11 protein-coding genes and 1 pseudogene are annotated in these 13,295 nt (G+C 66.0%); 4 read left to right on the forward strand and 8 right to left on the reverse strand.

Annotated elements, in window-relative coordinates:
• Nucleotides 1-85: 85 nt before the first annotated feature.
• The 3 genes from dctP to AAGA11_11315 all read left to right on the forward strand — a co-directional run bounded on the left by dctP (nt 86) and on the right by AAGA11_11315 (nt 2,947).
• The gene (gene dctP / locus AAGA11_11305; protein ID MEM9603442.1) at nt 86-1,078 is read left to right on the forward strand and encodes a TRAP transporter substrate-binding protein DctP; all 993 of its coding nucleotides are present in this window, start codon (nt 86-88) and stop codon (nt 1,076-1,078) included.
• Between the two features lie 85 nt (nt 1,079-1,163).
• Nucleotides 1,164-1,673, forward strand: a complete 510-nt coding sequence (locus tag AAGA11_11310) for a TRAP transporter small permease (GenBank protein MEM9603443.1) — start codon at nt 1,164-1,166, stop codon at nt 1,671-1,673.
• Complete coding sequence (locus AAGA11_11315; GenBank protein ID MEM9603444.1) at nt 1,670-2,947, forward strand: TRAP transporter large permease; 1,278 nt, start codon at nt 1,670-1,672, stop codon at nt 2,945-2,947. The genes AAGA11_11310 and AAGA11_11315 overlap by 4 nt, the downstream gene beginning before the upstream one ends.
• Nucleotides 2,948-2,970: 23 nt before the next feature.
• Here the strand turns inward: AAGA11_11315 and AAGA11_11320 are convergent, their stop codons facing one another.
• Both AAGA11_11320 and AAGA11_11325 read right to left on the reverse strand, forming a co-directional pair.
• On the reverse strand, nt 2,971-4,950 hold the full coding sequence (locus tag AAGA11_11320) for a S9 family peptidase (protein ID MEM9603445.1): 1,980 nt from the start codon (nt 4,948-4,950) through the stop codon (nt 2,971-2,973).
• Nucleotides 4,951-5,178: 228 nt separating this feature from the next.
• Nucleotides 5,179-5,580 (reverse strand): cupredoxin family copper-binding protein, encoded by a 402-nt coding sequence (locus tag AAGA11_11325; protein ID MEM9603446.1) that lies wholly within the window; start codon nt 5,578-5,580, stop codon nt 5,179-5,181.
• Nucleotides 5,581-6,158: 578 nt separating this feature from the next.
• Between AAGA11_11325 and AAGA11_11330 the strand changes: the two genes are divergently transcribed.
• Nucleotides 6,159-7,703 (forward strand): zinc ABC transporter substrate-binding protein, encoded by a 1,545-nt coding sequence (locus tag AAGA11_11330; GenBank protein ID MEM9603447.1) that lies wholly within the window; start codon nt 6,159-6,161, stop codon nt 7,701-7,703.
• Nucleotides 7,704-7,942: 239 nt separating this feature from the next.
• On the opposite strand, the gene AAGA11_11335 is transcribed toward AAGA11_11330, so the two are convergent.
• The 6 genes and pseudogenes from AAGA11_11335 to AAGA11_11360 all read right to left on the reverse strand — a co-directional run bounded on the left by AAGA11_11335 (nt 7,943) and on the right by AAGA11_11360 (nt 13,294).
• Nucleotides 7,943-9,970 carry an FAD-dependent oxidoreductase gene (locus tag AAGA11_11335; GenBank protein ID MEM9603448.1) on the reverse strand — a complete coding sequence of 676 codons (2,028 nt, stop codon included), beginning with the start codon at nt 9,968-9,970 and terminating at the stop codon, nt 7,943-7,945.
• A gap of 75 nt (nt 9,971-10,045) precedes the next feature.
• Nucleotides 10,046-10,918: pseudogene (locus AAGA11_11340) on the reverse strand (TauD/TfdA family dioxygenase).
• Between the two features lie 64 nt (nt 10,919-10,982).
• Nucleotides 10,983-11,696 (reverse strand): alpha/beta hydrolase, encoded by a 714-nt coding sequence (locus AAGA11_11345; protein ID MEM9603449.1) that lies wholly within the window; start codon nt 11,694-11,696, stop codon nt 10,983-10,985.
• Between the two features lie 69 nt (nt 11,697-11,765).
• Nucleotides 11,766-12,164, reverse strand: coding sequence for a hypothetical protein (locus tag AAGA11_11350; protein MEM9603450.1), 399 nt, complete (start codon nt 12,162-12,164; stop codon nt 11,766-11,768).
• Nucleotides 12,165-12,185: 21 nt separating this feature from the next.
• Nucleotides 12,186-12,746 (reverse strand): hypothetical protein, encoded by a 561-nt coding sequence (locus AAGA11_11355; GenBank protein MEM9603451.1) that lies wholly within the window; start codon nt 12,744-12,746, stop codon nt 12,186-12,188.
• 50 nt (nt 12,747-12,796) lie between these two features.
• Nucleotides 12,797-13,294 (reverse strand): nuclear transport factor 2 family protein, encoded by a 498-nt coding sequence (locus AAGA11_11360; protein MEM9603452.1) that lies wholly within the window; start codon nt 13,292-13,294, stop codon nt 12,797-12,799.
• Nucleotide 13,295 lies beyond the last annotated feature (1 nt).

Here is a 13,295-nt window from a genome sequence, read left to right on the forward strand (position 1 = left end):
GGTGGCGCTGCCCCGGGTCAGTTGCACCGGCAATTAATTCTCGATACCGTCCGGAGTCTGTTTTGGCTGGTATGGAGGATCGCCTGTGAAACACGTTTTTCTTGGCGCCGTTGCTGCGCTGTCCCTGTCTGTCGCCCCGCTTGTCGCGAGCGCGGAGACCATCCGTGTCACCTTGCAGTTGCCCGAGACCCACTCGTTGGGCGTCAACTGGCAGGACTTTGGCCGCATCATCGACGAGAAGTCGGGCGGCGAGTTGAAGATGCAACTCTTCCCGTCGGCCCAGCTCTTCAAGGACAAGGAAGTGCCGGGCGCGGTGGGCAGTGGCGCGGTGGAAGCGGGCTCCGCCTTCATCGGCCGTTTCGCTGGCTCTGTGCCGGCTGTGGACGTGGTCTCGATTCCGTTCATCTTCGGCAGTGAGGCGCACATCCGCGCGGCGGTCGGGCCGGACTCTGACATGCGCGCCGCCCTCGACGCCGCCATCCTTGCAGAAACCAACAACCGGGTGCTTTGGTGGCAGGCCTTTGGCCGCAACATCTACCTGAACAACGGCTCGGCCATCGTCACCCCGGCGGACATCGCCGACAAGAAGGTGCGCACCTACGGCAAGGTGCACGGCTGGACGGTGCAGGCGCTCGGTGGCGCGCCCACGCTGATGTCCGGTTCAAAGCAGTTCCTCGCGTACCAGCAGGGTGCGGTGGACGTCGGCATGACCGGAGCTTCCGCAGTGAAATCCCGCAAGCTCTACGAAGTCATGGACCACATGACGCTCACCTTCGACTCGGCTATCGAGTTCATCGCGGTGATGAACAACGATTTCTATGAAGGCCTCTCCGACGCGCACAAGGCCATCATCGATGCCGCAGCGGCGGAGGTCGAACAGTCGCTGCGCGACCAGATCTACGGCCAGGAGGCCGAGATCGTCGAGGAGATGAAGGCCAACATGACCGTGGTCGAGCTCACCGACGCGCAGCGCGTCGAGTGGGTCACGGCGACTCAGGGTGTGGTGGACCAGTTCGTCAGTGAGACCGGTGATGTCGGCGCGGCCGCGGTCGCGGCAGTCAAGGCGGCGATGCCCTGACGGCGATCGGCTGAGGGGCGTGGGGTGCGCACGCGGTGCACTCTGCGCTGCTCGCTGACTGACCGCATTGATACAGGCCAGAGACGTGCTGATCCGATTGATCGACGGCCTCTCCGAGTTCACGGGCAAGCTGTGCGCGTGGTGCCTGTTTCTGATCGGCTTCTTCATCACCTTCGAGGTGGTGATGCGCTATGTGTTCAACGCCCCCACCGTGTGGGTTGACGAGGTCAGCCGGGTATTGCAGGTGTGGGTGGTGTACCTCGCGGCGGCGTACGTGTTGAAGCACCGCGAGATGGTCACCATCGACGTCATCCTCAAGGACCCGAACTCGCTCGCGCGTCGGTTGGCCGAGAGCTTTGCCATCGTCGTGCTTTTCGTCTTTGCGGGCGTGGCGTGTTACTACGGCTATCAGATCTGGTGGAAGGCGACGCTGGCTGGCCACACCACCGACACCTACCTCGCACCGCCGAAGATGCTCACGCACGCGCCGGTTTGGGTGGGTAGCGCACTGCTGATGTTGCAGGGGGCCGTGCAGCTGTACCGGGTGTGGGCGGACCCGCTTGTCACCGAAAGCCACGACGGACCGCCGCCATAGAAACGGTCCTCATCCTTGTCGCCCTGCTGGCCCTCCTGGTGCTGCGCACCCCGGTCGCGATCGCGCTCGGTGGGCTCGGCGTCATCCTCCTCGCGCTGAAGGGGTTTCCGCTCGTTGCGGTACCGCAGCGACTGCACGGTGCGATGGACAGCTTCGAGCTGCTGGCGGTGCCGATGTTCCTGCTGATGTCCAACGTGCTGCTCAAGGGCGGCGTGGGGCGGGACTTGTATGCCGCGGTACAAAGTTGGGTGGGGCATTGGCCAGGCGGTCTCGGCGTGGCCACCATCCTGTCCTGCACGCTGTTTTCGGCAATTTCTGGTTCGTCGGTAGCGACCGCCGCCACCATCGGCACCGTCGCCATCCCCGAGATGTCGCAGCGCGGCTACGACAAGCCCTTTGTTTACGGCATGCTGGCGGCCGGAGGGACACTCGGCATCCTGATACCGCCGTCGATTCCCTTGATCCTCTACGGTGTGGTCACCGAGAGTTCGATTCCGACACTCTTCCTCGCGGGCGTGGGGCCGGGCCTGTTCCTCGCATTGGCCTTCATTGTTTACGGCATTCTCTTTTCGCGCTTTTCGGGTGGCTACCAGCCGATGCCGCGCGCGGCCTGGGGCGAACGTGCGCGCGCCTCCCTTCTGGCGTTGCCGACGGTGGCGCTGGCGGTGGCGATTGTCGGGTCGATCTACGCCGGTATTGCCACGCCCTCGGAGAGTGCCGGTCTTGGCTTTGTGATTGCCTTGATCATGACCACGCTGATGGGGCGGATGACCCGCGCCAAACTGCGCGAAGCGGTCGAGGGTGCGTTGAAAACCTCGGTGATGGTGCTGATCATTGTCGCCGGCGCCAAGGTGTTCTCCTACGCCATCACGCTCTACCTGATTCCGCAGTCGATCAGCGCCTTTCTGACCGAAAACATCGCCAACCCGAGCCTGTTCATTCTGGCGGTGGGCATCGTGCTGTTGATCATGGGTTTCTTCCTCGAGTCCCTCTCGATGCTCTTGATCATGGTACCGGTGCTGCTTCCGGCCGTGCTGAACACCGGCATCGACCCGATCTGGTTCGGCATCTTCTTTGTCGTGCTGATCGAAACTGCGCTGATCACACCGCCGGTGGGCATGAACCTCTTTGTCATCCAGGCTGTCGCCAAGGCGAGACTGCAAGAGGTCGCGCGCGGTGCCTTGCCGTTCGCCGCGATCATGCTCGCCGTCGCCGTGCTGTTGTGGTTCTGGCCAGGTCTCGCGCTCTACATTCCCTACGAGTTGGCGCGCTAGGCGGCTGCAACGATCACGCAGCGCTATGGATCGACGTGTGTTTCCGCCTCGTAGCGCACCGTGTTCACGTCCACGCGGAGTTCGGCCAACCGCGCGCTGACATCGTCCGGCATCTCGGTCTGGTACCGGCCACCGAGCTGGGCGGCGAGAAAGGCTTCGATCTCGGCGTACATCGCCATGCGGTTGACCGGTTTGGCGAAGCCGTGGCCCTCGTCTTCGGCCAGCAGGTAGCTGACGTCGTGGCCCTTGTCGCGCAGCGCAATGACGATCTGGTCGGCTTCGGCCTGTTTGACGCGGGGGTCGTTGGCACCCTGAACGATCATCAGCGGTCTTTTGATGCTGTCCGCGCTGAACAGTGGGCTCGCCTCGCGCATGCGGGCCTGGCCTTCCTCGGTGCTCGGGTCGCCGACCATGCTGTGCAGGAACGCGCGCCCGGCTTCCCAGTACGGCGGGATGGACTCGATCAGTGTGAAGAGGTTGCTCGGCCCGACAATGTCGACACCGCAGGCGTACAGCTCGGGCGTAAATGCAAGCCCGGCCAATGTGGCGTAGCCGCCGTAGCTGCCGCCCATGATCGCGATGCGGTCCGGATCGGCGGTGCCGTTGTCGATCAGGTGGTTCACGCCCCAGGTGATGTCGTCCTGCATGAGCTTGCCCCACTGCAGGTCGCCGGCATTGAGGAACGCTTTGCCGTACCCGCCGCTGGCGCGGAAGTTCGGCTGCAGCACGGCGTAGCCACGGTTTGCCAGAAACTGCACCTGCGCGTCGTAGCCCCAGTGGTCGCGTGGGCCCTTGGGGCCGCCGTGCACGAGCACCACAAGTGGCAGGTTGCGCGCCTCGATGCCGGGCGGCACGGTGAGGTAGGCCGGGATCTCGAGGCCGTCGCTGCTCGAGTAGCGAATTGGCGTCATCGGCGCGAGGTGGTCCTCGACGTCTTTGAGCTCGGGCCGCGGCGTGTACTGGCGCGCCAGCTCGCGGGTCTCGACGTCGAAATACCAGCACTCGGCGGCGTAGCGGTCGCCGTGCACGGCCACCAGGAAGGCGCTGTAGTCGTTGGTTGCACTCTGAAATGCCACCTCTCGCCCCGGGAAGGCCGCTTGCAGAAAGGCGTAGTGGGCTTCCCAAGTGGCGTTGCGCCAGCAGTAGCGCGTCTTGTCGTCGGTGTACGACGTCGAGATGACTTCACGTGTGTTGCGGTCCACGCGAAGCCCGCCGAAATCGACACGGTTGTCCGGGTCGCTCTCCACCCGGGTCAGCGCCGTCGTGTCCGGGTCCATGGTGTAGAGCGTCTTGAGGTCGAGGTCGCCCTGGTTGGTGACGAGGTAGAGCAGCCGGTTGTCTGGCGTCCAGCCCGCGACGTACGCGCCCTCGTCGACGTTGGTCTCGTAGATCGGCACCAGCGTGTCACCGTCCTTGCGCAGGAGGGTGGTGTTGCCGGCCGGGTCGGTGCGGCTCAGCAGGCGCAGGGTGTCGTCCCAGTCGAAGTCGTAGCCGGTGATGCGGTCGGTGTTCTCGTAGAGGCGCGTCAGCTCACCGGTGGACATCACGAGTTTGTACAGGTCGTGCCACGCCTTGTCGCGGTCGTTCAGGCCCACCCACAGCACGTCGGGGTTGGACTGGCTGACGTGGTAGATCTGCGCCGTCACGTCGTTGAGCGGGGTCAGGTTGCGCGCGGCGGGGGTGTCCTCGCCGTCCGCGGGCGGTGCCGCCGGGTCGACGGCAAAGAGGTTGATGTTCTCGTCGCCGTCGGAGTCCTTGACGAACAGGATGTGCTGGCCGTCTTCGGTCCAGGTGTAGCCGTAGAGTGGGCGCGTGCTGGCCGTCAACGGCCGCGCGGCCTCGAAGGGTTCGGCAAAGGTTTTCACCCACACGTTCATGATGCCGCGGTGGGGCTTCATGAACGAAATGAATCGGCCATCGGGGCTCAGCTTGCCGTCGGCCACCTGCGGGTTGCCGAAAAAGAGGTCGCGGTCCAGCAGCGGGGTGTCGTCCGAATGAGCCATGGGGGGGAGTCCGAGGGAATCGAGAGGCGCCGAAAGGCAGTACCTCACTGAGTGGCGCCGACGACGATAAGTTCAAGTGCTGGCGCGCTCCTCGGCGCCCACGTGAAAAGGCTGACACCGCGGTCGGCCCGCGGATCGACTGCACGGTGTGGACGTTGTCGACTGGGTGGCACCGGACCCGGGCCGACGCTCAGGCGGTGGCCACGGCCCGAACGCCATGCGGCCGCCTCACTCCGTGACGACGAGTGTGCCCTTCATGTTGGGGTGCACCGAACAGAAGTACGCGTAAGTGCCCGCGCTGCCCACGGTGATGGCGCCGGATTCCCCGCCCGCGAAGACGCCGGTGTCGAAGCTGCCGTCGGTGGCCGTGGCCGAGTGCGGCGCGCCGTCCTCGTTGACAAAAACAACGGTGTCCCCGGCCGAGACCGTCAGCTGCGCCGGCACGTAAGCGAAGTTGCTGATTGCGACGGTGATGGCCCCCTCGGGCGCGTCGGCCGTCCCAGATGACGACCCGCTGACGCTGTGGTCGTAGTACCCCGACTGGGCAAAGTCGCTCAGCGACGAGCAGGCACCCAGAAACCCCGTGAGGAAGGCAGTGGCGATGACGAGGGTGGCTTTGGATGTGGACATATCGATCTCCTCACGGTGACACACAGCGAAACACGCCGCGAGTATAGGCAATGTGGGATTCGGCGGCCGCGCGGCCGCCCCGCCGGACTGCACGGTCGGCTGTGGTGCGGTTCCTGCCGTTCATGAGCCAGACGCCGTGGTTGCTGACCCTGGCGGGGCGGTTGCTGTGGCAGCGCCACTCGTCGGGCGGATGCCCCGCGTGGGCAGCCGGGTGGGTGGGCTTTGCCTCGGGATGTGTCGCATTCCCCGTGCTGGACGACGGCGGTGGTGACACTGCACGGCCGCGTGTCCGTGACGCAATCTGTGTCTTCTCTGAAACACAATGGGCAGCAGAACGGGTGATTTCTCGCCTCGTGTGCGCGCTGCCTCCGTCAGGAGCCCGCGGCGCTTTCTACGTAGATGGTTATGTTATAACATCGGCCGCCGGCTTCCGGTACCGCGCCTGAGCAGTGTGCCTGCTCGTCCCCCTCGAGAGCCTGCGCGCAGGTCATCCGCAACCGACTGCATCCACGGTCGAGTCAGCAGGGTTTTTTCCACGGCCCGCTGCACCGACACAACCCGAAAGAATTGGAGATACCGTGTCCCTTCGACTACCCCACCTGAAACCCTCAGCCGCACTGCTGGCAGCCACCTTGTCTGTGGCGGGCATGGCCAACGCCAACGAGCCGCTCGAGGTTGTCGCGACCTTTTCGATCCTGGGTGACATGGTCGCTCGGGTCGGCGGTGAACACATCGCCCTGACCACACTCGTTGGCCCGGATGGCGATGCACACGTCTACCAACCGACGCCACGTGACGCTGCGGCGGTCGCCGGTGCCAAGGTGATGTTTATAAATGGCCTCGAGTTTGAAGGCTGGCTGGAGCGCTTGGCTGAAGCGGCGCCCTTCGACGGTGAGATGGTGGTTGCGACCGACGGCATTGACGCCATCGCGTTCGAAGACGATCACGACGATCACGACGATCACGACGAAAAGGGCCACGACGACCACGACGATCATGGCCACGATGAAAAAGGCCACGACGACCACGACGATCATGGCGACGATGAAAAAGGCCACGATGACCACGACGAACACGGCCACGATGACAAGGGCCATGACGACCATGATGACCACGGGCATGGCGCGCATGCCTTCGAATGGGCCGGGCTCTTCGAGTTGTCACCGGGCACCTACACCTGGTCGTTTGCCAAAGTCGACGGCGACTACGCTGACCCGGCGATGAAGCTTGTCATGCTGTCCGGCGAGGACATCGAGGCGGTTGAAGAGGCGGCAGAAGAACTGCTCGAGAGCGACGCAAGCGAATCAAAGGCCGATGGTGACGTGATCACCGCTGCAAACGTGGCCTATTCGCTGAATTTCGACAGCGCGAAAGACGTGACACTGTTCTCTGTCGACGTGGCTGAGGGCGGCACGTACGCGTTCTTCACTGAACACATGCCGTTTGAATTCGAAGCGGACGCGCATTTCTTCAAAGATGCGTCCGGCGCGGATGTCGAGCCGACAGCCCAGGAACCGGATTCGGATCACGCGCACGGACACGGTGATCACGACGATCACGGTGGTCACGACGATCACCACGGCCATAACCACGGCGCTTTTGATCCGCACGCGTGGCAGACCGTTGAGAATGCAATCGTGTACGTCGACAACATTGCCGCTGGCCTCTCCAAGGCCGACCCGGACAACGCGTCTGCCTACTTTGCAAACCGGGCAGCCTATGTCGCAGAGCTTGAAGCACTGGGTGCCGAGGTCGACGCGATGATTGCGGGCATACCGGAAGACCAGCGCACTGTGGTCACCTCGCACGACGCGTTCGGCTACTTCAGCCAACACCACGGCATAGCATTCCTGGCACCGGTGGGTCTGAGCACGGAGAGCGAGGCGTCGGCGGCCGATGTGGCTGCGATCATCACGCAAATACGGGAAGACGGCATTTCAGCGGTGTTTGTCGAGACCATCACCGACAACCGTTTGATTGAGCAGATTGCGAACGAAACGGGCGCTAAGGTTGGGGGTTCGCTCTACTCCGACGCGTTGTCAGGGCCTGATGGTCCTGCGTCGACCTACATCGACATGATGCGCCACAACGCCAAGACCTTGTCCGAAGCGCTGAGCGACTGAGGGCGCCTGCTCAGCGAGGCCACGGCGTCATTCGGACGCCGTGGCCTTTTTTTTCGTAGGGGCCACGTGCTGCTCGGGGCGCTTAGGCGTCGGTGTCGCCGGGCGGCGTGCGGGCCCACGCCTCGTATCCGATTCCGAGCCGACCGAATCGATCGGCGTGCGTGTGAGCGGCTGTGTCGCTCGGCGCGGCAGCGGCTGGATCACCTGTCCTTCGAAGCGTCGCGGCGAAGCGCGCCGTGTCACACCACCCGAACCAACCGATTGGCGTCGAGCATGGCCGCGTGGATGTCGCGCGGCGCCAGCGCGTCGCCGACGCGCAGCAGCAGGTAGTGGCCGTTGGGGTGGCTGTCAGCGGGTTGGGGTGCCAGGCGGACCATGGCCTCGGGGTCGATCTCGCCGAGGTTGGTGGCCGCGGGCACGAGCGTCTCGAACAGTTCGGTCACCGGGTCACTGCCGAAATCCGCGATGACGGTCTGCGCCCGGCGTGTGTGGCGGCTGCGGGCGAAGGCGTGGCGGAGGTGCACCACGCACTGGTTGCCCGCCGTTGTGACGTCGACCAGCGCGTGGTCGGTGACAATCTCAACCCCGGCGTTGGCCAGGTTGCGGAGGTAGACCGGCGCGTTCTGCCCACCGAGCCCGCGGCCGGCGTGGCGGTCCGGCGTGACGAAGATGACGGGCAGCCCCGCGGCTGACAGACGGTCGGCGAGCGACAGCGCGGCGTGTTCGCCCACGCTGTCGTAGTTCAGCGTGTCGCCGTCCGTCCGCACGTGCCCGGCCAGTGCGTCCCAGACGGTCGGCAAGCCGAGGCCGAGCGGGTCGGCAGGCGCGGCCCCGGCGGCCACCACCACCGTGTCCGGTGTCAGCGCGCGCACGGTGTCGAGTTCGGCCAGGGTGTTGAGCTGCACGTCGACACCGAGCGCCGCGACTTCCGCTGCCAGCCAGTCGGTCACACCGATAAGGTCGGTGCGCCAGGCGCCCGCGGCGGCCAACCGCACCTGGCCACCGAGCCGGGCTTGCGCTTCGAGGAGGGTTACGCGGTGGCCGCGCAAGGCGAGTACGCGCGCGGCCTCGAGACCGGCCGGGCCACCACCGACCACCACGGCACGTCGGGTGTGCGGTGCCGGTGCAATGCGTGGCGGCAGCGTCAGCTCGCGCCCAGTCGACACGTTCTGCACACAGAAGGTTTCGCGGCCACCGTAAATGCGGTCGAGGCAGTAGCCGGCCCCGACGCAAGGGCGCACCCGCTCGGCGTCGCCGCGGGCGAGCTTGTTGACGAGCTCCGGGTCGGCCATCTGCGGTCGGGTGAGGCCAGCGAGATCGAGGTAGCCCTGGCCCACCGCCCAGTTGGCGGTGGCCGGGTCCGAGAGCCGCGCGGCCTGCAGCGTGACCCGATTCGACGCCTCGCGGACGCGGCGTGCAAGCTCGACGTACGGCGCCGCCGGAAACGCCATGCCGGGCATGTATTCGGTCAGCCCCATGTCGGTGCCACCGTAGGCGCCGTTGACGTTGATCAGGTCCACCGCGCCGTGTTGCCCGATCAGCGCGGCGAGCGCAACGCCGTCGTCGGCACTGAGCCCGCCCTCGTTCTCCTCGCTGAAGTTGCTGCGAAACGCGACAACGAAGTCAGGCCCCACGGCGTCACGGCAGGCCTCCAGCACCTCGAACAGCAGGCGCGCGCGGTTTTCGAGTGCGCCGCCGTAGGCGTCGGTGCGCGCGTTCGAGAGCGGTGAGAGAAACTGGCCGATCAGGTGACTCGAGCCGAGGATCTCCACGCCGTCGAGGCCGCCGTCCCGGCAGCGGCGCGCGGCGTCGGCGAAGGCCTGCGTGATGCGGCGCAGTTCGCGGGTGCTCAGCGCGTAGGGCATGGCGTGGTGGGCCGGGTCGCGCACCGCCGAGGGGCCGCGCGTCGGCAGCCAGTCGCCGCCGGTCGCGGTGGTGCGGCGGCCCATGTGGGTGATCTGGCAGACGGCGGCGGCGCCGTGCGCGTGCAGCGCGTCGGCCAAGGTACGAAAGGCCGGAACCACCGCGTCGTCGCCGACGTAGAGCTGGCCGTACACCGAGCCCGAGTCGCGCGACACGTTCGACGAGCCGCCGAACATGACAAGCCCGCAGCCGCCGCGCGCCTTCTCGGCCTGGTAGGCCACGTAGCGTGGCCCCGGCAGACCGCCCTCGGCGTAACCCGGGGCGTGTGCGGTCGACACGACGCGGTTCTTCAGCGTGAGCCCGTTGACCGTCAGCGGCGACAGCAGCTCGCGGTAGGCGCTCATCGGCGCGCCGTTGGTTCGCCTATCGCGGAGTCGAGCCGGGTGTGGCTGAAGGCCGGCGGTTCGTCGACGCACATGTCAGCGCGCTTCCGCGGAGGGTGTCGCCACGTGTGCGTCGAGTGCGCGCCGGTCGGCAGCCACGGTGACGCGGTTCATGCAACGGTGTTGCGGCAGGTAGTCGGCCACGGCGTAGTGCATGGTGACGCGGTTGTCCCACATCGCCATGTCGCCGGCTTTCCAGCGCCAGCGCACCTGGTCTTCGGGTCGGTTCATGTGGTTTGCGAGCCAGTCGCGCAATGCGGTGGACTCGTTGGTGGTCAGGCCGTCGATGTGGCTGACAAAGGCCTCGTTGAAGTTGAGGAAGGGGCGTCCGGTGACCGGGTGCGTGTCGAGCAGCGGTCGCAACCGGTGGCCAAAGCGGCCGACGGCGTCGTCGAGCCGGTGCTCGCCGGACCGATCGCCTTGCATCCCGGAGAAACTGTTGCGGAAGTCGCCGAGGTCGTGCACCGCACGGAGGCCAGCGAGGTGTTGTTTCATGCCCTCGGTCAGCCGGTCGTGGGCGGCGTAGGTGCTGGACCACAGCGTGTCACCGCCGCAGGCAGGGACCTCGCGCGCCACCAGAATCTAGGCGAACGGTTGGTGCTGCTTGAAGGTCAGGTCGGTGTGCCAGCTGTTGGTGTCGGGCGGGGCGCCCGAGTTGTTTTCCAGCTTCACGATGTTCGGAAAGCCGCCGACATGGGGGTAGAGCGGGTGCGGTGCGTCGATCTCACCAAAGTCGGAGGCAAACGCGAGGTGTGCCTCGGGTGTGATCGTGCACCCGCGGAAGAACACCACCAGGTGTGCGAGCAGCGCGTCGTAGATGGCCTGCTGGTTCGCGGCATCGAGTGGCGTTGCGAAATCGACGCCGCGGATCTCTGCGCCGATGGCGGACGTCAGTGGGGTGATCTGCATGCCGGCAGACTCCTTCGCGTTCTTGCGGGGTGCCTCCAGTGTCTACCAGGTGGAGCGTGTGCCGCTAGTGTTCGCTGGCGATCGCGCCCAACAGCGTTGTGAGCATGTCGGGGCGCTCGACCATAGCGTCGTGTTTGGCGTCGATCTCGTGCGTCTGCCAGCCGGCGGTGGTGCGGACCTGCGCGTACTCGGCCTGAAACGGCGAGGGCACGTTGCGCACGCACGCGATGTAGTGGCGGTCGCGGACCTCGGCTTCGCGCCCGCTCAGCGTCACGCCTTCGCGGAAACTGCCGATCGGGTGTGGGGTGCACTGGCGCCTCAGCCAGGCTTTCAGGTCCGGATCGTCGGTCCAGGCGTCGAAGAGGTCCGGTTCGACCAGGAAGCCACCGTCGGCGGTTTGCGCTTCAAAGGCGGCCAGGCGCTCGGGGTTGGCATTCGCAAAAATCGCCACCCCACTTGTCTCCGGCACGAAAGCGTCGAGGTACACGAGCGACCGTATCGCCGCCGGCACCGCGGAGGCCACGCCGGTGATCACCAACCCGCCGTAGGAGTGACCGACCAGCACCACGTCCTCGAGCTCGCGCCAGCGCAGCACCGCGAGGATGTCCTCGACGTGGGTGTCCGGGGTAATGCCGGGGTGCGCCAGGTGGCTGCGCTCACCGAGCCCGGTCAGTGTTGGGCAGTGCACCGTGTGCCCGCGCGCCACCAGGCGAGCTTGCGTCGGTTGCCAGCACCAGCCACCGTGCCAGGCACCGTGGACGAGAACGAAGGTGGCCATGCGGGACAGTGCCGACGGAACGGGTCAGTCAGTGTAGCAAGCAGGCCCGTGCGGCCGGCCGCAGGTCGGTCAGGATGAAGTGGGCGGTGACTCGCGCACGGCGAGATACAGCGTCAGCGCAGCGAGCAGCGCGAACACCAATCCGCCGACGGCGGCGGCCTCGGGCCCGCCGAACAGCCCCATGAAAACCGCATCGTGTCCGTTCATGCACATCAAGCCTGCGGCACCGACGATCACCCACGTGCGCTGGCCACCAATCGCGCCAACCAGCGCAATCCCGATCAGCGTCAGTTGTCGGCCGAGGAAGGCGCCCGCGGTCTCGCCGAGCGACAAGGCTGGGCCGCTTAGGTTGGCGAGACCGGGGTTCAGTGTCGGGTTGACGTAGGCCGGCAGGGTCGCCGCGGCCATGGCCAGCGCCATGAGCCCAATCAGCAGGCGGGGGATCAGGTAGGGCTTTCTGAGGTCCATGTCGTTGTCTCGGGCGTGCACTCAGAAATCGACGGTCAGCGCGCCGCCGTCGGCCTTGATCTTCGTGAGGTCGGTGCCGTCGCCAATGGTGATCAGCAGGCCGCCGGTGTCGAAGCTGAATTCGCTCGCCATGCCCTGGACGAAGGCGCCGGCGGTCGACAGCGCAGTGCCGGGGGCGATGATGTCGACCGTGGCCGCGAAATCGGCGTGTGTGGCGTCCGACAGGCGCGCGCTGTCCACCGGCGCATCAAGGCTGATGTAGTAGCGGTCGAAAGTCGTTTCGTCGTACTGCGTGATCTGCAGTTTCGCGAGATCCGCCACAAGCGTCAGGGTTACGCTATTGGCAGTGAGGTCGACGTCGTACACGTTGAAGGCAAAGCCGGGCAGTTCGACGGTGTCGCCGATCGTGACCGGGCCCTTGGCGTCCACGGTCATCTGCGCGCCGCCGGTGGCGGTGCTGTTCTGGAAGGTGTTGACCGCCACCTCGAGTGTGCTGGCGTCGCCCGCGAAGGCGCCGGGGGTGCCGAGGACGAGCGCCGCGCCGAAGCAGGCAGCACGCCTGCAGCTAAGGTGGGTGTGCATGAGGGGACGTGCTCCGTGTCATGGTGTCGGGGTTGGCGTGTGTGCGGTTGTCAAGCGCGGCCGTGGTAGGCCTGGCTGACGGCAAAGCTGTCTTCGAACCAGTGCCAGAGCACCACCTGGCCGTCGCGGACCTTGGCGCGCAGCGCGAAGGTGAATTCGCCGATCTCCTGGCCCGAGTGTGGGGTGATGCCGTTCATCTTGCCGAACACCGCGACGGTGTCGCCCGAGGCGAAGGCGTCGGTGTTTTCCCACAAGGTCGTGGTGAGGTTGGTGGAGAACACGCCGAGGAAGTCGAAGATGGCCGCCTTGCCGCGGGTCTCGCCGATCCAGGGCAGTGAGGTGTCACCCTCGTTGTGCCACACCATGTCGTCGGCCATGAGCGCGGACATGGCGTCCATGTCGCCGCTTCCCATGGCGCCCATGAAACCCATCACGGTGTCGTAGCTGGCCTGGCTGGTACTGTCCATTGTCTGTGCTCCTGCGTGTCGGCTGAGGGTCAGCGCCAGGGCGGCGCCGAGTGTGGTGGTCAAGACGGTGCGTCGGTTCATG

Source organism: Pseudomonadota bacterium, assembly GCA_039196715.1.
Classification (GTDB): domain Bacteria; phylum Pseudomonadota; class Gammaproteobacteria; order CALCKW01; family CALCKW01; genus CALCKW01.